The sequence below is a fragment of the Bacillus sp. B2-WWTP-C-10-Post-4 genome (assembly GCF_009183805.1).
Classification (GTDB): domain Bacteria; phylum Bacillota; class Bacilli; order Bacillales; family Bacillaceae_G; genus Bacillus_A; species Bacillus_A cereus.
Map to the genome: position 1 here is coordinate 14,427 of NZ_WEII01000050.1, position 19,402 is coordinate 33,828.

A 19,402-nucleotide genomic window follows, 5' to 3' on the forward strand; every position below is an offset into this window, starting at 1 on the left:
ATGTTAGCCCACACCAATCGGGCTGCCCACAAATATTAGAAAAAAAGCTGTTCCAAAGTTTGGAACAGCTTTCTTCATTACATCTTCTCAATCCACTCCGTCAAGTTATGCACAACTTGCGTTGGTTGTACTTCGTATTCTGTTAACTTCTCCACAGTTGTGACTCCAGTGTGGACAAGAAGGGTATGCATGCCAGCATTTATTCCTGCTAAAATGTCTGTATCGTAGTTATCCCCAACCATTAATGCTTCATTTTTTTCTATGCCAAGTACTTTTAAAGCTTGTTCCATAATAATTGATTCTGGTTTTCCGATAAAGATTGGATCCACACCTGTTGATACTGCTACAACTGATGTTAATGAGCCGTTACCTGGTAATAATCCGCGCTCAGTCGGAATGGCAATGTCTCCATTTGTGGAAATAAACGTTGCCCCGTTACGCACAGCAAGACACGCTTTTGCTAACTTTTCATATGTGATGTCACGATCTAAACCAACAACAACGAAATCAGGATTTTCATCCACAAGTTCAAATCCTTTTTCCACAAGTGCATCGTGTAAGCCTTCTTCACCAATCATATATACAGTTGCGTCTTGTTTACGTTCATAAATGAAGTTCGCAGTCGCCATACTCGTTGTGAATACTTGCTCTGCTTTCGCTGGAATATCGAAACGAACAAGTTTTTCTGCCACTTGTTCTGGTTTACGCGTTGAGTTATTCGTAACGAATAAATAAGGAATGCCGCGCTCTCCTAATGCTTTTACGAAGTCGCTTGCCTCTTCAATTTGTTCTTCTCCGCGATACATCGTACCGTCTAAGTCAATTAAGTAACCTTTATACATCGATTATGTCTCTCCTTCTATGCTAACGTTCTCACCTTATCATACCACTCTTATATTACCCGCTTTTTCCAAAGAAAAAAACGCTTTACCTAAAAGCGCCCCATAACGTTCATTTTTTCTCTTTTACTTGGTAAGAACAACTACAATCGCCCTCACACATATTTGCTAACGTCTTTACATCTGCTCCTGCAAATAAACGCTTATACATCTCTTTTTCATCTTTACATACTTGCGGGAATCTCTCTGCAATTTCCTTTAACGGACAGTTTTGTTTTTCAATTACGAAAGAATTCTCTCCATCTCTCTTTATTTGAACCATATAACCGTTTTTCTCTTGCATAGCTGCTATCTCTTGCACTTTATATGCTAAATTCTTTTGATTACTCACTCTCTTTTGTAACTGTTCTTCCATTCGCTTCGTTCTCTCTTTTAAAACGTAACGAAGTATTTTTTCATCACCCATTCGAGCTAAATCTTCTAGCATATCAATCGCAAATTGCTTATACTCTTTCGGGAATGTATCTTCTCCCTTTTCACTTAATCCATACAAATAAGTTGGTCTTCCGACATGTTGCCTTACCATCTTAGAATAAATAAGTCCGTCTTTCTCAAGATTACTTAAATGTCTTCGGATCGCCATTTCTGTAATCTCTAAAACGTCAGCTAGTTCCGCTACCGTGTGCTCTCCCTTTACTTTCAACAATTGTACAATTTCGTCTTTCGTAGTACGTGCTTCCCCCATACTTCACCCTTCTCCCTTTTCTTTCTCACATACAATATAAGATCCCCAAAAGGCATTCTCTGGGGATCTTATAAGCATAATTATTCTGGTACAAATGCAGATACAGGTCCTAATTCCTTTTCTAAATAACTGCGAACATTTGCTGGGTATTTCTCTACCACTGCAATATGTTTTTGAATCGTCTTATATAATTCATCATGATTCATTTGAATATAGTCTTGTGTAAGCATTTTTCGAAGAAGGATAATTTCTTTCATCCCTTGTCCATCTTCTTCACTTATCACTCGCTCGTCCATTAAAATATCAATAATATCTTCATAGCTTCCTGGATCGCGCATAATAAATCCATCAATCATCGCATTCCCGGCATCTAATACACAATCAATAATAAGATGGGCTATGCGCTCTAATGCGTAAAATTCAAACTCGGTTTCATATATCTTTTTCTCTTGAAATGTACTTGTTGCTCGTTCTAAACATACTAGCATTTGTTCTATTTTCTTTCTGTCTACAAAATACATGAATGTCACCTACCTGGAAATTAAAGCATTTACATTTTAATTGTAACGCTTTCTTCTGAAAAAATCGACAATTTTTCGAATTCACCTTTTCTCCGTTATTTGTTATAGTTATATTTGTATGATTTTTGAAATTGGAGGAATGAAATCTTGGAACGTGAACTCGCACTAGAAATTGTCCGTGTAACAGAAGCAGCAGCATTAGCATCCGCACAGTGGATGGGCCGCGGAAAGAAAAATGAAGCAGATGATGCAGCAACTACAGCAATGCGTGATATGTTCGATTCAGTAAACATGGCAGGTACAGTTGTAATTGGTGAAGGAGAACTTGATGAAGCACCGATGCTGTATATTGGTGAAGAACTAGGAACAGGTAACGGTCCAGAAGTAGACATCGCCGTTGACCCATTAGAAGGTACAAACATCGTTGCAAAAGGTCTTGCAAATGCAATGGCAGTTATTGCAATCGCAGACAAAGGGAACCTTCTTCATGCTCCTGATATGTACATGGAAAAAATCGCGGTTGGTCCAAAAGCAGCTGGTAAAATTAGCTTAGATGATCCAATTGAAAAAACAATTGAAATTGTAGCAGAAGCTAACAATAAAAAGATTCGCGATCTAACAGTTATCGTTCAAGAACGTGAACGTCATCAAGATATTATTGACCGTGTTCGTGCAAAAGGTGCACGCGTAAAATTATTTGGTGACGGTGATGTTGGTGCGTCAATCGCAACAGCACTACCTGGAACGGGTATCGACTTATTCGTAGGTATTGGCGGAGCTCCAGAAGGTGTTATTTCTGCAGCAGCATTAAAATGCCTTGAAGGTGAAATGCAAGCTCGTTTAGTTCCAATGAACGAAGAAGAAGAAGCTCGTTGTCGTGAAATGGGATTAGAAGATCCTCGTCAACTTCTTATGTTAGATGACTTAGTATCTGGGGATGATGCAATCTTCTCAGCAACTGGTGTATCTGCTGGTGAGTTATTAGACGGTGTTAAATTCCTTGGTGGAGATTTAGCTGAAACATATTCTATCGTAATGCGTTACAAAACAAGAACAGTACGATTCATTAAAACGCATCACCATTTAGATCATAAGCCACACTTAAACTTAGATATTTAATAAAGGAGCCATGTGTATGGAAGAACGTTTCTTTCTGTACGACGATACTGTCGCTACAAAAACGCGTTTCGTTAGCTTTATGGGAGAAAATGAGCGTCACGATTTAGCGCTTTTATACTCTGATCGTCATTACGGTAAAACAATTGTCCTTGATATGCAGCGCAATAAATTTGCAATCATCGGCGCTGACGATTTAAACGAACCAGGCTACTTAGAGCACGCATTTTCTATGACTGAAGAAATTGCAGAAGAACTACGCTCATTTTTATTTGAACTTATATAATTTATCTTAGGCACCAGCTGTTTTAGCTGGTGTTTTTTCATTGTAAGTATTTTTAATTTTCAAACTAATATGTTATAATTAAGAATAAATCTATTTGGATAGAAAGGACGTTATCTACGTATGCCAACATTTACTTTGTAATGGACCAGCAATTGGATAGCATTACTCTCAAAAAAGCACCACGCTTTTTCAAGGGAGTAGTCTGCCCATTCCCATTACAAAGGAACGTAACGCATCTGTAGTATGATGTTTACGGAGGTTCCTAAGGGAACCTCCTTTTATTTTTGTCTTTTTCTCATGTCTTCATACTACAAGACATCCAAATAGCTGTATTACGTTCCTTTGCCACTACTATAAGAGGTGAAGGAAAATGCAGAAAGTACAACTTTCTTGGAGTTTATATGAAAATGAACAAAACACAATCGAAAAGTATTGTAAAAATTGCAGACGCACTACCCTATTTACCGACACAAATATTCGTAGGCATAACGCCAACGGAAAAAACATATATCGCTTTGCCATTTATAAATGTCCGAAAGATCATACGTGGAATCAAAAACTTCGTATTTATAAATCATTTACTGATCATGTGGAAACAGTCGATATGCCTCAGCAAGATCAAACGGAAACAACTACTACCATTTCCATTACACAGCATAAAGAAAGTGGCGTAGCTGAAATTACAATTGTATTAGATATCGTTTTCGGTTCCCACCGAATGGATAAAGCCTTATCCACATATATTTCCGACTGGAGCCGTACACGCATTGTGGATAAAATTAAAAACGGAGATATTCAATTGAACGGACAACAAATGAAACCAAATACAATACTATCTGAAGGAGATTATATCTCGATTTGTTTATAATGCAAAAAATCCTCTTACAATCGTAAGAGGATTTTTTTATTTCTTCATTTTTCGTAATACGAAGTGTGCGCAACCGAAGTTACAGTACTCGTATAAATACTCCGTTAACGTACTAATTTTCGTATCATATGTCGCACGCTGGTTACTATCATCAAAGAATCCGCGCAGTCTAAGTTGCTCATATCCCCAGTCTCCAACGATATAATCATATTTATTTAAAATTTCTGCATAGCGCTCTTTAAATGCTTCTTCACTAAAACCGTCACGAAAGTTTTTAATTACTTCGTACTGCACATTATTAATGCTCACCGTAGCATGAATCTCTTGCTTTTGCTCCATCATTAACTTCCTCTCTAAGCATTCTTCTTTTTATCGTATCACAAAGCATAACAACCAACAATTTCAAATACAAAAAATTGCAAATTAGTACATGCTATGGAGAAGGAGGTGATACATCGTGAAAAAACAAATTTTACTTTCCCTTCTCACTATTTCCTTATTTGCAGGCTGCCAATCAGCGAACAAAGCTGAAATGGAACGTGAAGAAGGAAGCCGTGTTCTTGTTTCCAATAAAAACGACATGTATCATACGGAAAATACAAATACACGGCTCACAAGGGTCGGCTATTCATCTAAACAAAAGCATGAAGTATCTAACAAACAAGTAGGAGCCATTAACCGTGAGAAAGTTGCTGAAATGATTACAAGTATGACAGTCAAACTTCCTGACGTTACAAACGCCGCTACGCTCGTTACCGATGATGAAGTATTTGTTGTATACCGTGCAAACACAACGGATCCAAAACTCGTAGCAGATCAAGTATATAGAGCTGCTTTGTCCATCGTCCCTCGCTATTATAAAGGATATGTATCAACAGACCAAAAGTTGATTTCCCAAATTCAAGGTCTTCAATCTGGCGCATTAAATGATACAGAATATACGCAAAGCCTCGATATGCTAAAACGTGAAATGAGTAAAAATCCTCATTTGAACAATACGGGAGATCAGACTTTGAATGATATGATTAAAAAGTAAAACAGGTGGAGAAAATCTCCACCTGTTTTACTTTTTAATTTTTATTACGATCCGCATAAACCTCCATCGCATCACACATAAATTGCGCTAACCCCTCACCAAACTTATCGATATTTTTCGTGAAGCGCTCATCAGCGACGTACATTTGACCGAGTCCTTTAAAAGCATCTAATGAATATGCACCGAAGTTTTGCAAGTAATCGTACCACACTCCAATTGCTTCTTGTGCCTCTTTAGAATCTGGTGCTCCGTGTCTAAGCGCTGCTAACTTTCTATAAATAGCATTAAACTCCTCTTGGTTCTCTTTTGACATACCTTTTGCATATTCATTTGCTTTATCTACAGCTGCGTCTCCCCATTTTTCACGTGCTTCTTCTTCATATGGGTTATGGCTGAAATCGAATCCTTCAAATTTCTCTTTGTTCGTCATTTCAATCTCTCCTTTTGTATGCTGAATTGTTTTATCAATCGTCGCAATCACCTTATCTAATCTGGCACGCTTTTCAAGAAGCATTTTCTTATGAAGCTCTAGTGCCTCTTCGCGATCAAATGATGGACTCATGATAATCTCTTTAATTTTTTTCAAAGGGAAGCCAAGCTCTTTAAAAAACAAAATTTGCTGCAATGTCTCTAAATTTCCATTGGAATACAGACGATATCCAGACTCTGTCGTCTCGTCTGGGGTTAACAACCCAATTTCATCGTAATGATGCAGTGTGCGCACACTAATTCCAACTAAATCAGCTACTTCTTTTACTCTCATTGTCATTTGTATCTCCCCCTTAGTACATACGATAAAGTATGACGCAACGTTAGAGTCAATAAGTAAATTCATTTTATCTTAAAAAGTTTCATCTCTCCTATATTTGATGCATAATAGTTATGTACATATATTAGAAAGCGGTGAAAGTATGGTTTCAAATACTGTAATTGCCAGCATCATCTTTCAACTCATTGTCTCGATTCTGGTCCCAATTATTGTACTCGTTTATTTCCGTAAAAAATATAATATGAATTGGAAAGTAGTAGGCATTGGTGTTCTTATCTTTATCGGATTTACCCAAATTCTTGAAACACCATTCCACCTATTTATACGCGGTAATCCAACAATCGCTCCATTTTTAGAAAATCCGTTTGTCTTCGCAATTTATGGCGGATTGACTGCTGGTATTTTTGAAGAATTAGGACGCTTCGTTGCCTTCTTCTTCTTACTAAAAAAATATCTAGAATATAAAGATGGCTTCGCTTATGGAATTGGTCACGGCGGAATTGAATCTATTTTAATTGGCGGTTTTTCTGCATTACAAGCATTAATCTTTGCTAATTCTATTAACGATGGTAGCTTCGCTCGACTGATTGAACAAAAACCCGAGCTGAGCATTTTACAGGACATGTTAATTCAGCAACCTGCCTACTTATACTTCCTTGGTAGCTTAGAAAGAATTATGGCACTCGTGCTTCAAATTGCCTTTACAATGCTTGTTTTATACGCAGTAAAACAGAAGAAATATATCTTCCTAGTATACGCTATACTATTCCACGCATTTGTAGACTTTTTCGCGGCACTTTACCAAACAAAAACAATCAATATCTTCGTTGCAGAAGGAATTACACTTCTTTGTACAATTGGCGCTGTCGTTCTTATTCGCAAAATGAAAGCGAAATTAATGAGTGTACCGGAGTAAAAAATAAACCACCGATTGGTGGTTTATTTTTTATGGATTGTCGCAATGATGATAGCTTTTTCCTTCTTTCAGCTCCCTCTTTGTTTCTGCATCTATAACGATATATTTATGAAACTCTTCTACTTCATTTTGAGAAAAGGAAGCAAAAAAATCTTGAAGCATCACACTACTCCGACAACCCACGGCTGTTTTTTGTAGGAAAGAAAATTCTTCATCGGGCACTTCTCTAAATAAGATTTTTTTTCGAACACTATATGCTGCATTATTGTATTCTTTATAGATTTTCTTATCTAACTGTTTATAAAAAATATCCTCACTCACAAATGACTTATTTCGATTGCTTGGATAATTTACTTTTTGATTCGACTCTGCATAAGTTGTGGACAAGTGTATTAAAAAACAAAGACTAACTACAATACATATCATTTTATTCATGATTGCACCTCAAATGTTCATTATCCACATTACTTTTCCACATATTTAAATCCATATGCCGTTTTACAAGAAAAAGGAATTATTTCCACATTTGTCGAAGTATATAGCGTCAACTTGAAAGATGGGGATGAATTATGAAGAAAATTATTGTAATACGACATTGTTCAGCAACTGGGCAAAAACGTGATGCTGAATTAACGACCGATGGAAAAGACCAAGCAAATACCCTTGCTACATTCCTCTTAGAAAATCATCTACAAATCGATCATATTATTTCAAGCCCGTTTGTCCGAGCTATCGATTCCATTCGGCCCTATGCGCTCCAAGCTAACTTATCTATCCAAGAAGATGAACGATTAACTGAACGCATATTGAGCAACGTTCCAATGGATGATTGGATGCAAAAACTAGAATCTACTTTTACAAATATAGATATTGCCTTTTCAGGCGGAGAGTCAACAAAACAAGCAACAGACCGTGCCATATCGCTTATTCAAGACGTTTTACAATTAAACCATACAACAACACTACTTGTTACACATGGCAATTTACTTACGCTCATTTTAAAGCATTTTGATCATACGATTGGCTTTAATGAATGGAGAACTTTAACGAATCCTGATATTTACGAAATTACAATCGACGAACAATGTATCATAAAACGCTTATGGGAAGCATCATCTAAGTAATATCCCTTTCCAAAACATTCAGTTGACGCCACGAGAAGAAACTGTACTAATAATAGAAAGGGGTATCACTCCATATGTACGAAGATGTACTTGCTCTACTACATAAAACAAATGTTTCTTATGAAAAATTTGAACACGAACCAGTACTCGATTATGAGACAGATAGGATTGTACGTGAGAGACTCGGCTTACAAGGCACTCCAAGTAAAAGCTTATTTTTAAAATCAAAGTCTAGAGATTATTACGTATTTTTTACGTTAGAGGGCACAAGGCTCAACCGGGGAGAGATGAAAGAACTAACAGGAGAACGGTTATCTCTCTGTTCTCCTGATGAACTGCGAGACAAAACTGGTTGTACGCCGGGATGTGTGGCTCCTTTCGGATATTCACACGATGTAACAATTATTGTGGATAACGCTATTTATACGTACGATAAAATTTTAATTACACCTGGTGTACCTGAATTTACAATTGAATTATCCACAGAAGAATTAAAAAAGATTTTATTAACATGTCCAAATACCGTTTTAGAGTATAAACAAAAAGAGAGCTAATCGTTAGCTCTCTTTTTTCATTATTTAGCTTCTGCTGTTTTTTCTTTTGCAGAACGTACTTGCTCGTCCGCATGGTAAGAAGAACGCACAAGTGGGCCAGCTTCACAGTGGCTAAATCCTTTGCTAAGTGCAATTTCTTTAAGCTCTGCAAATTCTGCTGGTGGGTAATATTTAAGAACTGGTAAATGCTTCTTAGATGGTTGTAGGTATTGCCCAAGAGTTAAAATATCCACATTGTTTGCACGTAAGTCATCCATTGCTTCAATTAAATCTTCTCTCGTTTCACCTAAGCCCACCATAATGCTCGATTTAGTTGGAATATCAGGCTGCATTTCTTTCGCTCGACGTAAAAACTCTAATGAACGTTCATATTTTGCTCTAGCGCGAACTCGGTCAGATAATCGACGTACTGTTTCAATGTTATGGTTTAAAATATCTGGTTTTGCATCCATTAACATTTTTAAGTTTTCTTCTACTCCACCCATATCAGATGGTAATACTTCGATTGACGTAAATGGATTTTTACGACGTACAGCGCGTACTGTTTCAGCAAAAACAGCTGCTCCGCCGTCTTTTAAATCATCACGTGCAACCGCTGTTATAACAACGTGCTTTAAGCCCATTTGTACTACTGAATCTGCCACGCGTTCTGGTTCTTGTAAATCAAGCTCAGTTGGTAAGCCTGTTTTAACCGCACAAAAACGACAAGCACGTGTACAAACCGCACCTAAAATCATAAATGTTGCTGTTTTTCTTACAGCCCAGCATTCATGAATATTCGGACATTTTGCTTCCTCACAAACGGTATGAAGATTTTTAGAACGCATCATTTTCTTTAAGCCTGTATAGTTTTCATTCGTGTTTAACTTAATTTTCAACCATTCGGGCTTGCGCTTATATTCTGTTTGTTTTGTCATGGTTATCAACTCCGCACAATATGAAATAGTTTACCGTGTTCGCTTCTTTCAATGTAACATATCTATTCTAACGTATGAAAGCGATTTGCTCAAATGAAGATTCTAAGATTTTTTCCAATCGTTCCCTATAATGAAATACTCCGTATATCCCACACTAAAAAGAGTGATGTTGTGAAAGGAGTCTATTTCATGCTTCGAAAAATTTCTCTTTTGCTTTCTATTTGTTTTCTTCTCCACCAAAACATCGCTTACGGTGAAGATAATCAGCAAAGCATATACGAAAAGCGCATGGCACTATATAAAGAAACCGAGCAGTCTTCAGGCATTCCATGGTATTACTTAGCTGCAATGGATCAATATGAAAGAAATATACGGAGCGTAAGAAAAGATATTCCGAAAAAACCAGATGCCATCATTTCCCTTTATTTCAAACCAGAAATATGGGCTGGACCTATTAATAGTAACGATACTCTTCCCCATACAATTTCTCTATTTGGCGGAATAGGTTTAGATGGTGACAAAGATGGATTTGCAAATGCAAATAGCGACCGTGATCTTCTGCATACCGCAGCGACTATTTTAAGGAAACAAGGAACGTCAGAAGACCGTATTAAAATTATGCTCTGGGAATATTATAGACGTGCCAAAACAGTTGATTTAATTAGCGAATACGCCCAAATTTATAAACATTATGGACGTATTAATTTAGAAGGAAATGCTTTTCCTCTTCCGATCCGTAGTGACCATAGCTACCGTAGTACTTTCGGCGCTGGAAGAAGTTTTGGCGGCAGAAGGATTCATGAAGGAACCGATATTTTTGCCGGATATGGCGTGCCAGTAAGATCGACTTGCTATGGCATTATTGAAACGAAAGGTTGGAACCGCCTTGGTGGATGGCGCATTGGTATTCGCGACCTTCATAACAATTACCATTATTACGCTCATTTAGGCGGGTTTTCAAAAGAAATACAGCTTGGACAAATTGTTGAGCCAGGAAAAGTACTGGGATTTGTTGGTAGCACTGGTTATGGACCTCCTGGTACAGCCGGAAAATTTCCGCCCCACTTACATTTTGGCATGTATAAAGACAATGGCTATACAGAATGGGCCTTCGATCCATACATGCATTTAAGCCTTTGGGAGCGCAAAGAACGAGCAAATACAAAACGATAACCGTAGCTGCATTGCTACGGTTATTTTTTATCCAGTAAAAGTCTGACTGAGCCGGGTTTCACTTTATTTACAACTAACTATCTGTTTTCTTTTTATCAGGTACAGCAACACTTCCGCTTCCATAATACGTAGGCACTTCCCCTTGAACGATACGCGTCGCAATCGGAACATTTTGTTTCACCTTTATCTCTTTCGTATGAAATGGAATAATCACTTGCAATGTTACTTCCATTTCCATAACAATTTGAATCGCTGTAGTATTAATCCCATGCGGCTCAATTTTTTGTTTAATATCTGTATTCACATGTCCAACTGGCGTGAAATGAATCGGAATATCTGGTCCTATATTACCAAGAAGTGCATTATCAGTTACACGCCCAAAAGGAACTGCCATAGTCGCGCCGTTTTTTTCAGAAATACCTAGCTCCTTCAACTTCCCTTGTTCTACTTGCTGTAAATATTTTTCTATGTACGTGGTCGTTGATGTTACAATTTCATTTACTTGCTTTGTATTTAAATTAATTGTGGATACTTTTCCGTTTTTATCATTCTGTACTTTCATTAATGAATCTACATCGAATCCTTCATTAATTCGATCCTTTACTGCCTTCGTCATAATTGCCGTCGCCATTTTATGTGTCTCTACTTCCCCATATTTAATTAAGGTCGGCTGAATATTATTATTCACAATCCACAACCCTTGCGTAAGTAATATAACAAAAAGAATAAACGACATAAGCAGTATATACCGAAAGGCAATAGGTCCCCTTCGAAACCGCGAGTTTTTCGAGCGAAATATACTCATAAAAAAACCTCCTTCTTATATCATTTCTATGCAAGAAGGAGGGACGATATATGCTTATCTCATTTTTAATAATGCTTCTTTTCCAATCGTACCTGCTGGAATGCCTAATGCTTCAGCTCCAGTCGTTACCGATTCTAGTGGCGCTTCAAGAAGTTGTTCAATCGTTCTTACACCAACCGCACGGCCAGCAATAATTCCGCGATCACCTAACTTCTCATTTAAAAGACCTACATCTAATGCACCACACATAATATATCCTTTATCGCTCATTACAGCTAGCAAATTCGTCTTTGGAAGTTTCACGCTAACTGCAATAAACGTATAATTATCAATTATAATTGGCTCCACATTAACCATAGTTCACACTCCTCTCTTTCTTATCTGTATGACAAGAGAAAAATGAGTGTTACAAGTTAACTAGCCTATAGTTTAACGGAAGATGTATGAGTTATTAACATATCTGTTAACACATCTCTAAGTAGTTCTGGCATATAATATTGTTTGTCAGAAAGTGTGGATAGCTCTGGGTATAAGTAGCCAAATGTAAACATATCAATCGTTCCTACTGTATATATACGATCTAATTCCAGCGATTCCCCGTTAATTAATACATCTTCGAGTAAAATTTTATTCCCGGGAATCGTATCTGGAATGACTTCTACACCAGCGTAAATCATTTTCCCCATCACTTTTCCCCGAAATCCGAATCCTTTCACCTCAAGATTCTCCATATTCGGCTTACGTGCTTTCAAAATAACTTCTCTTAATATCTTTCCTGGAACTTTCAAAGCACACGGATTAATTGGATGTGGACAAATTCTGTGAATATCTCCGCGCGTTACAACACCCTCTTCTAACCCTTCAAGAAGTACACCAGCGTTCACCATGCCAATCTCTGCATTGCACCATGTTTTCAGCGCACTTGCTAACATGTGAGAAAACGGCGTCTCCTGAAACCAATCAACCGGTAATGACTCTTTTAAATGAACGACAGACTCTGCCATTATATGCTCACTTTCTTCCTGCAGTATTTCAATTGTGGATAACGGCTTGCTATAAGCACCTAACCGTTCCGTCTTAATCGCTCTACCGTCTTTTTTCAGCAATTTCTTCATCTCGATATCCACAGTAAGCTGCACGTGACCAACGTAACGTCCCCACTTTTCACAACAACAAAGTAAAGTATTATTCAGTAGAATACCACGCTCAAATAAATGATGCGTATGTGCTCCTAAAATAACATCTATATCATAATGCTCTGCCATATACTCATCCATACTTTTTCCAAGGTGAGAAAGGACAACCGTAATATGAGCCTCATCTTTCACTTCTTCTAAAATAGACTCTAAATGAATAATGGGATCTTCAATATGCCAATCGAGCATCTGATAAAACTCTGGATAAGCTACCGTTAATCCGATAAAAGCAATGGTAATCCCATCCGTCGTTGTATGCAATTTATAAGGCCTTGCCCATGACGGACGTACCCCTTCTTTTTCAAATAAATTTGCGACAAGTATTTCAAATCCAGCATCATCATAGAGCCGATTCAAATGCTCCTTCGCTAACGTAATTCCTTCATTATTTCCGATCGTTACATAATCATATAACGCCTCATTCAAAAGCTTCGTATTCCCAAGTCCATTCGTCGCTTCCGAAATACTATGAAAACGATCCACATGATCGCCGATATCAACCGTCAAAACAGTCTCTCCCGCTTCCTGTCTTCGCTTTTTCTCCCCTAGAACAAACCGAGAAATTTGCGGCCAATTTTCAAAATGACTATGTATATCGTTTGTATGATAAAGGTGGATGATTGTTTCTTTATTTGTATTCAGAGAAAAAACCTCCTCTCAGTTCCTTACTGCCATTTACGCTATGCGCACACAATAATCCTGTAAATACTTTTCGTCTTTTCTTGCTATTTTACATTGTACTCGCATTGTGAGAAAAAGCAAAAGATTGTCCTTTTTATACGAGAAACTTTATTTTTGCCAGTGTGGGGATTAGTTGGTAGAGCTGGGATTTGTCAGAAAGTTAGCCGTGGGGATTTTCCCATAAGTTCTTTGCTGCATTTGTCATTATTTTAATCTAAATTACTTTCAGTCGCCCTCTTTATGTATAAATGCTCCTTTCCTGTTTGAAGGGTGCGGGGTATTCGTTCCTCTTGCTATGTCGTAATTTGTTGATAAGTCGATATCCCTTGTCGAATCGTCGATATATTGAAATAATCGCTGATATATTCCGAGTTATGGTCGATATATTTGAAAAATCGCTGATATATTTAACTGAACACCCACCCGGGTATCCTCTCCCAAGCCAAGACAAATCCGCAAAACAAAAAAGCGCCCTGCTGTGCAGGGCGCTTTCTTCATGCATATATTATCCAGCTTTGCCTCCTAGCCCCTCATGTCTAAGAACCTTCCGCACGAGAAGATAAAAAGCATCTTCTGTGCGAAAGAACCTTAGCCAACGGGTCTGAACAGTCGGCTCCGCATTTCTATTTAACCAATAGAACCTTCCATCTCAAACTTGATTAGGCGGTTCATTTCAACTGCGTATTCCATTGGAAGTTCGCGAGTGAATGGTTCAATGAAGCCCATTACGATCATTTCTGTAGCTTCTTGCTCAGAAATACCACGGCTCATTAGGTAGAATAATTGTTCTTCTGATACTTTAGATACTTTCGCTTCGTGCTCAAGTGAAACGTAATCGTTTTTGATTTCGTTGTAAGGAATTGTATCAGATGTAGATTGGTTATCCATGATTAACGTGTCACACTCGATGTTAGAGCGAGAGTTTTTCGCTTTTGGTCCGAAGTGTACGATACCACGGTAAGTTACTTTACCACCATGCTTCGCAATCGATTTAGAAACGATTGTTGAAGACGTGTTTGGTGCTAAGTGAATCATTTTCGCACCAGCATCTTGGTGTTGGCCTTTACCAGCAATCGCGATAGATAATGTTAAACCACGAGCGCCTTCGCCTTTTAAGATAACTGCTGGGTATTTCATCGTTAATTTAGATCCGATGTTACCGTCAATCCATTCCATCGTTGCGTTTTCTTCACAAACCGCACGTTTTGTAACTAGGTTGTATACGTTGTTCGCCCAGTTTTGGATTGTTGTATAACGGCAATAAGCATCTTTTTTAATGATGATTTCTACTACCGCACTGTGAAGTGAGTTAGTAGTGTAAACAGGTGCTGTACAACCTTCTACGTAGTGTACGTGTGCGCCTTCGTCTACAATGATAAGCGTACGTTCGAATTGTCCCATATTTTCAGAGTTAATACGGAAATACGCTTGAAGTGGTGTATCAACTTTAACACCTTTTGGAACGTAGATGAATGATCCACCAGACCAAACTGCAGAGTTTAATGCAGAGAATTTGTTGTCTGTTGGTGGGATTACTTTTCCGAAATGTTCACGGAAAATATCTTCGTTCTCTTTTAATGCGCTATCTGTATCTTTGAAGACGATTCCTAGAGCTTCTAGGTCTTCTTTCATGTTGTGGTATACAACTTCAGATTCGTACTGTGCAGATACACCAGCTAAATATTTTTGCTCAGCTTCTGGAATACCTAATTTATCAAATGTTGCTTTAATTTCATCAGGTACTTCATCCCAAGACTTCTCAGATTTCTCAGATGGTTTTACGTAGTACGTAATTTCATCGAAATCTAAGTCGTTTAAGTCGCCGCCCCATTGTGGCATTGGCATTTCATAGAACTTATCCAGTGATTTTAAACGGAAGTCTAACATCCACTGTGGTTCTTCTTTCATACGTGAAATTTCTTCAACGATTTCTTTTGTTAAACCGCGTCCAGCACGGAAAATCGAAACGTCTTTGTCTTTGAAACCATATTTATAATCGCCGATATCTGGCAGTTGCTTCGCCATGTTGGTGTGTCCCTCCTTAGATAACCTCGTTTTTAGGAACCTTTAACATTACTTATCTTCGTTTAAGCCCTTTTCTAACGCTTTCCACGCTAATGTTGCACATTTAATACGTGCAGGGAACTTGCATACGCCTTGTAATGCTTCAATATCTCCTAAATCGATGCTGTCATCGTACTCTTTTCCTAGCATCATGTCAGAGAAAATTTTCGAAAGCTGAAGTGCTTCTTCAATTTTCTTACCTTTTACTGCTTGTGTCATCATTGAAGCTGAAGACATTGAGATTGAACATCCTTCGCCTTCAAACTTCGCCTCTTGTACAATACCTTCTTCTACTTTCATCGTAAGTTGAATACGATCGCCGCAAGTTGGATTGTTCAAGTTAACGGTAACACTATCTTCTAATACGCCATGGTTACGAGGATTTTTATAATGATCCATAATAACTTGACGATATAACGTATCTAAATTATTAAATGACATTTGTGAAATACTCCTTTGTCTTGATTAGCGAGTCAACAAATGTATCAATTTCTTCTTTTGTATTATATAAATAGAAGCTCGCACGTGCTGTTGAAGAAGCTTTTAGCCACTTCATAAGCGGTTGTGCACAGTGATGTCCTGCGCGAACTGCAATGCCTTCTACATCTAATACAGTCGCTACATCGTGAGGATGTACGTCTTCAATATTAAATGTAACAAGACCAGCGCGATGCTTTGGACCATAAATTGTAACGCCATCTACTTCTGATAGTCTTTCTAAAGCGTATTGCGCTAATTCATGCTCATGCTTTTCAATATTATGAAGACCGATTTCTTCTAGGAAATCAATTGCCGCACCAAGTCCGATTGCATTACCGATAATCGGTGTACCTGCTTCAAACTTCCACGGAAGCTCTTTCCAAGTAGATTCTTGTAAATCTACGAAATCAATCATTTCACCACCAAATTCAATTGGCTCCATATTGTTTAGCAATTCTTTCTTACCATATAATACGCCGATACCTGTAGGTCCGCACATCTTATGAGCAGATAATGCATAGAAATCACAGTTTAAATCTTGTACATCCACTTTCATGTGAGGTGTACTTTGTGCACCGTCAACGACCATAATTGCGCCGTTTTCGTGTGCGATTGCTCCGATTTCTTTTACAGGGTTAATCGTTCCAAGTACGTTTGATACTTGCATAATAGAAACGATTTTTGTATTCGGTGTAACAGTTTGACGAACATCTTCTAAAGAGATCGTACCGTCTGGTTGAAGCGGAAGGTATTTCAAAGTTGCGCCAGTTTTCTTCGCAACTTGTTGCCACGGAATGATATTACTATGGTGCTCCATGTAAGAAATAACGATCTCATCGCCTTCTTTTACATTTTCAAGACCATAGCTAGCTGCTACTGTATTTAATGCAGTTGTCGTTCCGCGTGTGAAAATAATCTCTTCCATTGATTTCGCATTGATAAACTTGCGAACTTTCTCACGTGCACCTTCATACGCGTCGGTAGCTTTCGTACCGAGCGTATGAACACCGCGATGCACGTTAGAATTATATTCTTTATAGTAACGTTCTAACGTTTCAATGACTTGAATTGGTTTTTGAGAAGTTGCTGCACTATCGAAATAAACAAGTTGTTTGCCGTTCACTTTTTGATCAAGAATTGGAAACTGTTTGCGTATTTCATGAATATTCATTAGCGAACTTTCCTTTCAATTACCTCAACAAGCTGTGCCTTTACTCCTTCAATTGGAAGCTCATTAACTACAGGTGCTAAGAATCCATGGATGACTAAACGTTCTGCTTCGCGTTTTGGAATACCACGGCTCATCAAGTAGTATAGTTGGACTGGATCTACGCGACCTACTGAAGCTGCGTGACCTGCCATTACATCATCTTCGTCGATTAAAAGAATTGGGTTTGCATCACCGCGAGCTTTTTCATCTAACATAAGAACGCGAGAAGATTGTTGTGCATTTGATTTAGATGCACCGTGTTCAATTTTACCAATTCCGTTAAAGATAGATGTTGCACTATCTTTTTGTACACCGTGTTTTAAAATCCAACCTTCAGAATGTTTACCGAAGTGAACAACTTTAGTTGTAAAGTTTTGTGTTTGGTTACCACGGCCAATTGTTACTGTTTTCGTATCAGCATATGAACCGTCGCCCATTAAGTTCGTAACGTTCTCTGAAATTGTGTTTCCGTCATTCATAAGGCCTAGAGCCCAATCAATACGGCCGTCGCGTCCTACAACGCCGCGGCGGTTAACGTAAGTTGTTACGTCTTTTGCTAATAGATCAACCGCACCGAATTTCACTTGTGCGCCTTGTTCCACGATTACTTCTGCTACGATATTTGCAATACCTTTAGCATTTTCATTTGCAACATAGTTTTCTACATAAGTTGCAGTACTGTTCGCATCAGCTACGAATAGTACGTGGTTATATACGTTAGCTTCTTCGCCGTCTACTAAGAATACAGCTTGAAGTGGAGTTTCAAGAACAACGTTTTTCGGAACATATACGAATGCACCACCGTTGATTAATGCAGCATGAAGTGCAGTTAGACGATGCTCGTCTACTTTCACGCCGTCTTTCATTAAGTACTTTTGTACTAGTTCAGCATGCTCAGTTGCTGCTGTTACAATGTCTGTAAAAATAACACCTTTTTCTTTTGCTTCGTCTGCTAAAGAAACGAATGCAGTTGTACCAGTACGTTGCACTAATACGCTGTTATTTTCATCGATTAAGTTTTTCACTGCTTCTGGAAGTTCAGTTAAAGAACTTACAGGCTCTTGCTTAGCAGCGTCGCCTTTTCCGATAAAGTCCCATTTGTCAATTTTCGTTTTATCAGGCGTTGGCATTGGAAGTTCAGTTGCTTGTGCAAGAGCTTGTAAGCGGAACTCAGTCAACCAAGCAGCTTCGTTTACTTCGCTTGCGCGTTGACGGATTGTTTCTTGATCGAAAGGTAATGTACCGATTGTCATGTTTATGCTCCTCTCTTACGCTTCTTGCTCTGTTGTTTCGTCTTCAATACCTAATTCTTTTTTAATCCAGTCGTAACCTTCAGCTTCTAGACGTTGTGCAAGCTCAGGGCCACCAGATTTAACGATACGACCGTTCATCATAACGTGAACGAAGTCTGGAGTGATGTAGTTTAATAAACGTTGGTAATGCGTAATCATTAGGCAACCGAACTCTTCGCCGCGCATTTCGTTAATACCTTTAGATACAACTTTTAATGCATCGATATCAAGACCTGAGTCGATTTCATCTAAGATTGCGATTTTTGGCTCAATCATCATTAATTGAAGAATTTCGTTACGTTTTTTCTCTCCACCAGAGAAACCTTCGTTTAAATAACGTTGTGCCATTTCTGGATCCATTTCTAGGAATTCCATGTTTTTATCTAATGTACGGATAAATTTCATAAGAGAAATTTCATCGCCTTCTTCACGACGTGCGTTAATTGCAGAACGTAAGAAGTCAGCGTTTGTTACTCCGCTAATTTCACTTGGATATTGCATTGCTAGGAATAGACCCGCTTGTGCGCGCTCATCTACTTCCATTTCTAATACATCTTCACCGTCGATGATGATGCTACCTTCTGTTACTTCATACTTTGGGTGACCCATAATTGCAGAAGATAAAGTTGATTTACCTGTTCCGTTAGGTCCCATAATTGCGTGGATTTCTCCACCTTTTACTTCAAGGTTTACACCCTTTAAAATTTCTTTGCCATCAATTGATACGTGTAAGTCTTTAACCGTTAATGTAGAACCAGCCATCTCAATACCTCCATTAATCCTATATATACATTTTAAAAATTCCTAAAA

The 19,402-nt window shown here is 38.2% G+C and carries 23 protein-coding genes; 8 read left to right on the forward strand and 15 right to left on the reverse strand.

Going from position 1 to position 19,402, the window contains the following annotated elements:
* Nucleotides 1-77: 77 nt before the first annotated feature.
* From GBN78_RS18805 to GBN78_RS18815, 3 genes are all read right to left on the reverse strand, one after another.
* Nucleotides 78-842: a TIGR01457 family HAD-type hydrolase gene (locus GBN78_RS18805; protein ID WP_000276467.1), complete on the reverse strand. Its 765-nt coding sequence runs from the start codon at nucleotides 840-842 to the stop codon at nucleotides 78-80.
* Between the two features lie 109 nt (nucleotides 843-951).
* Entirely contained in the window at nucleotides 952-1,584 is a 633-nt protein-coding gene (locus tag GBN78_RS18810; protein WP_000503350.1) for a helix-turn-helix transcriptional regulator, read from the reverse strand.
* A gap of 80 nt (nucleotides 1,585-1,664) precedes the next feature.
* Entirely contained in the window at nucleotides 1,665-2,105 is a 441-nt protein-coding gene (locus GBN78_RS18815) for a DUF86 domain-containing protein (protein ID WP_000274000.1), read from the reverse strand.
* A gap of 147 nt (nucleotides 2,106-2,252) precedes the next feature.
* Here GBN78_RS18815 and glpX point away from each other — a divergent pair, with 147 nt between their 5' ends.
* The 3 genes from glpX (at nucleotide 2,253) to GBN78_RS18830 (ending at nucleotide 4,375) form a co-directional block, all read left to right on the forward strand.
* The gene (gene glpX, locus GBN78_RS18820) at nucleotides 2,253-3,224 is read left to right on the forward strand and encodes a class II fructose-bisphosphatase (protein WP_000439090.1); all 972 of its coding nucleotides are present in this window, start codon (nucleotides 2,253-2,255) and stop codon (nucleotides 3,222-3,224) included.
* 16 nt (nucleotides 3,225-3,240) lie between these two features.
* Entirely contained in the window at nucleotides 3,241-3,507 is a 267-nt protein-coding gene (locus tag GBN78_RS18825) for a DUF3055 domain-containing protein (protein WP_000392606.1), read from the forward strand.
* A gap of 370 nt (nucleotides 3,508-3,877) precedes the next feature.
* Nucleotides 3,878-4,375, forward strand: coding sequence for a hypothetical protein (locus tag GBN78_RS18830; protein ID WP_001174572.1), 498 nt, complete (start codon nucleotides 3,878-3,880; stop codon nucleotides 4,373-4,375).
* 36 nt (nucleotides 4,376-4,411) lie between these two features.
* Here the strand turns inward: GBN78_RS18830 and GBN78_RS18835 are convergent, their stop codons facing one another.
* Nucleotides 4,412-4,714, reverse strand: a complete 303-nt coding sequence (locus tag GBN78_RS18835; RefSeq protein WP_000435942.1) for a YutD family protein — start codon at nucleotides 4,712-4,714, stop codon at nucleotides 4,412-4,414.
* Between the two features lie 118 nt (nucleotides 4,715-4,832).
* Between GBN78_RS18835 and GBN78_RS18840 the strand changes: the two genes are divergently transcribed.
* Complete coding sequence (locus GBN78_RS18840) at nucleotides 4,833-5,411, forward strand: YhcN/YlaJ family sporulation lipoprotein (protein WP_000744129.1); 579 nt, start codon at nucleotides 4,833-4,835, stop codon at nucleotides 5,409-5,411.
* Between the two features lie 34 nt (nucleotides 5,412-5,445).
* On the opposite strand, the gene GBN78_RS18845 is transcribed toward GBN78_RS18840, so the two are convergent.
* A complete protein-coding gene (locus GBN78_RS18845; RefSeq protein WP_000178783.1) occupies nucleotides 5,446-6,180 on the reverse strand; it encodes a MerR family transcriptional regulator in 735 nt (244 codons plus the stop codon).
* 100 nt (nucleotides 6,181-6,280) lie between these two features.
* On the opposite strand from GBN78_RS18845, the gene GBN78_RS18850 reads away from it, so the two are divergent.
* Entirely contained in the window at nucleotides 6,281-7,096 is an 816-nt protein-coding gene (locus GBN78_RS18850) for a YhfC family intramembrane metalloprotease (protein WP_002005924.1), read from the forward strand.
* Nucleotides 7,097-7,126: 30 nt separating this feature from the next.
* Here the strand turns inward: GBN78_RS18850 and GBN78_RS18855 are convergent, their stop codons facing one another.
* Nucleotides 7,127-7,531: a hypothetical protein gene (locus GBN78_RS18855; RefSeq protein ID WP_044584955.1), complete on the reverse strand. Its 405-nt coding sequence runs from the start codon at nucleotides 7,529-7,531 to the stop codon at nucleotides 7,127-7,129.
* A 134-nt stretch (nucleotides 7,532-7,665) separates the two neighbouring features.
* Here GBN78_RS18855 and GBN78_RS18860 point away from each other — a divergent pair, with 134 nt between their 5' ends.
* Entirely contained in the window at nucleotides 7,666-8,220 is a 555-nt protein-coding gene (locus tag GBN78_RS18860) for a histidine phosphatase family protein (RefSeq protein ID WP_000721049.1), read from the forward strand.
* A 74-nt stretch (nucleotides 8,221-8,294) separates the two neighbouring features.
* Nucleotides 8,295-8,774, forward strand: coding sequence for a YbaK/EbsC family protein (locus GBN78_RS18865; RefSeq protein ID WP_044584956.1), 480 nt, complete (start codon nucleotides 8,295-8,297; stop codon nucleotides 8,772-8,774).
* Between the two features lie 20 nt (nucleotides 8,775-8,794).
* On the opposite strand, the gene lipA is transcribed toward GBN78_RS18865, so the two are convergent.
* Entirely contained in the window at nucleotides 8,795-9,691 is an 897-nt protein-coding gene (gene lipA, locus GBN78_RS18870; protein WP_000166372.1) for a lipoyl synthase, read from the reverse strand.
* A gap of 189 nt (nucleotides 9,692-9,880) precedes the next feature.
* On the opposite strand from lipA, the gene GBN78_RS18875 reads away from it, so the two are divergent.
* On the forward strand, nucleotides 9,881-10,864 hold the full coding sequence (locus tag GBN78_RS18875; protein WP_044584957.1) for a M23 family metallopeptidase: 984 nt from the start codon (nucleotides 9,881-9,883) through the stop codon (nucleotides 10,862-10,864).
* Nucleotides 10,865-10,937: 73 nt separating this feature from the next.
* Here the strand turns inward: GBN78_RS18875 and yunB are convergent, their stop codons facing one another.
* The 8 genes from yunB to sufC all read right to left on the reverse strand — a co-directional run bounded on the left by yunB (nucleotide 10,938) and on the right by sufC (nucleotide 19,354).
* Entirely contained in the window at nucleotides 10,938-11,669 is a 732-nt protein-coding gene (gene yunB / locus GBN78_RS18880) for a sporulation protein YunB (RefSeq protein WP_000021805.1), read from the reverse strand.
* Nucleotides 11,670-11,723: 54 nt separating this feature from the next.
* Complete coding sequence (locus GBN78_RS18885) at nucleotides 11,724-12,026, reverse strand: YunC family protein (protein WP_000248466.1); 303 nt, start codon at nucleotides 12,024-12,026, stop codon at nucleotides 11,724-11,726.
* Between the two features lie 65 nt (nucleotides 12,027-12,091).
* A complete protein-coding gene (locus GBN78_RS18890) occupies nucleotides 12,092-13,507 on the reverse strand; it encodes a bifunctional metallophosphatase/5'-nucleotidase (RefSeq protein ID WP_254636685.1) in 1,416 nt (471 codons plus the stop codon).
* A gap of 666 nt (nucleotides 13,508-14,173) precedes the next feature.
* On the reverse strand, nucleotides 14,174-15,571 hold the full coding sequence (gene sufB / locus GBN78_RS18900) for a Fe-S cluster assembly protein SufB (RefSeq protein ID WP_001118827.1): 1,398 nt from the start codon (nucleotides 15,569-15,571) through the stop codon (nucleotides 14,174-14,176).
* A 48-nt stretch (nucleotides 15,572-15,619) separates the two neighbouring features.
* Complete coding sequence (gene sufU, locus GBN78_RS18905; RefSeq protein WP_000009523.1) at nucleotides 15,620-16,051, reverse strand: Fe-S cluster assembly sulfur transfer protein SufU; 432 nt, start codon at nucleotides 16,049-16,051, stop codon at nucleotides 15,620-15,622.
* Nucleotides 16,041-17,261: a cysteine desulfurase SufS gene (gene sufS, locus GBN78_RS18910; RefSeq protein ID WP_001020768.1), complete on the reverse strand. Its 1,221-nt coding sequence runs from the start codon at nucleotides 17,259-17,261 to the stop codon at nucleotides 16,041-16,043. Before sufS ends, sufU begins: the two co-directional genes overlap by 11 nt.
* Nucleotides 17,261-18,553 (reverse strand): Fe-S cluster assembly protein SufD, encoded by a 1,293-nt coding sequence (sufD, locus tag GBN78_RS18915; protein WP_000152167.1) that lies wholly within the window; start codon nucleotides 18,551-18,553, stop codon nucleotides 17,261-17,263. The genes sufS and sufD overlap by 1 nt, the downstream gene beginning before the upstream one ends.
* A gap of 15 nt (nucleotides 18,554-18,568) precedes the next feature.
* A complete protein-coding gene (sufC, locus tag GBN78_RS18920) occupies nucleotides 18,569-19,354 on the reverse strand; it encodes a Fe-S cluster assembly ATPase SufC (RefSeq protein ID WP_000929160.1) in 786 nt (261 codons plus the stop codon).
* Nucleotides 19,355-19,402: the final 48 nt, after the last annotated feature.

Excerpts from the sequence above, each read along its gene's own strand:
- GBN78_RS18860 (WP_000721049.1), top strand. The coding sequence starts at position 7,666 with ATGAAGAAAATTATTGTAATACGACATTGTTCAGCAACTGGGCAAAAA.
- sufS (WP_001020768.1), bottom strand. The coding sequence starts at position 17,261 with ATGAATATTCATGAAATACGCAAACAGTTTCCAATTCTTGATCAAAAA.
- sufC (WP_000929160.1), bottom strand. The coding sequence starts at position 19,354 with ATGGCTGGTTCTACATTAACGGTTAAAGACTTACACGTATCAATTGAT.
- GBN78_RS18855 (WP_044584955.1), bottom strand. The coding sequence starts at position 7,531 with ATGAATAAAATGATATGTATTGTAGTTAGTCTTTGTTTTTTAATACAC.
- sufU (WP_000009523.1), bottom strand. The coding sequence starts at position 16,051 with ATGTCATTTAATAATTTAGATACGTTATATCGTCAAGTTATTATGGAT.
- GBN78_RS18805 (WP_000276467.1), bottom strand. The coding sequence starts at position 842 with ATGTATAAAGGTTACTTAATTGACTTAGACGGTACGATGTATCGCGGA.
- GBN78_RS18835 (WP_000435942.1), bottom strand. The coding sequence starts at position 4,714 with ATGGAGCAAAAGCAAGAGATTCATGCTACGGTGAGCATTAATAATGTG.
- GBN78_RS18885 (WP_000248466.1), bottom strand. The coding sequence starts at position 12,026 with ATGGTTAATGTGGAGCCAATTATAATTGATAATTATACGTTTATTGCA.
- yunB (WP_000021805.1), bottom strand. The coding sequence starts at position 11,669 with ATGAGTATATTTCGCTCGAAAAACTCGCGGTTTCGAAGGGGACCTATT.
- GBN78_RS18850 (WP_002005924.1), top strand. The coding sequence starts at position 6,281 with ATGCATAATAGTTATGTACATATATTAGAAAGCGGTGAAAGTATGGTT.
- lipA (WP_000166372.1), bottom strand. The coding sequence starts at position 9,691 with ATGACAAAACAAACAGAATATAAGCGCAAGCCCGAATGGTTGAAAATT.
- sufD (WP_000152167.1), bottom strand. The coding sequence starts at position 18,553 with ATGACAATCGGTACATTACCTTTCGATCAAGAAACAATCCGTCAACGC.
- sufB (WP_001118827.1), bottom strand. The coding sequence starts at position 15,571 with ATGGCGAAGCAACTGCCAGATATCGGCGATTATAAATATGGTTTCAAA.
- GBN78_RS18825 (WP_000392606.1), top strand. The coding sequence starts at position 3,241 with ATGGAAGAACGTTTCTTTCTGTACGACGATACTGTCGCTACAAAAACG.
- GBN78_RS18810 (WP_000503350.1), bottom strand. The coding sequence starts at position 1,584 with ATGGGGGAAGCACGTACTACGAAAGACGAAATTGTACAATTGTTGAAA.
- GBN78_RS18845 (WP_000178783.1), bottom strand. The coding sequence starts at position 6,180 with ATGACAATGAGAGTAAAAGAAGTAGCTGATTTAGTTGGAATTAGTGTG.
- GBN78_RS18815 (WP_000274000.1), bottom strand. The coding sequence starts at position 2,105 with ATGTATTTTGTAGACAGAAAGAAAATAGAACAAATGCTAGTATGTTTA.
- GBN78_RS18830 (WP_001174572.1), top strand. The coding sequence starts at position 3,878 with ATGCAGAAAGTACAACTTTCTTGGAGTTTATATGAAAATGAACAAAAC.
- GBN78_RS18865 (WP_044584956.1), top strand. The coding sequence starts at position 8,295 with ATGTACGAAGATGTACTTGCTCTACTACATAAAACAAATGTTTCTTAT.
- GBN78_RS18875 (WP_044584957.1), top strand. The coding sequence starts at position 9,881 with ATGCTTCGAAAAATTTCTCTTTTGCTTTCTATTTGTTTTCTTCTCCAC.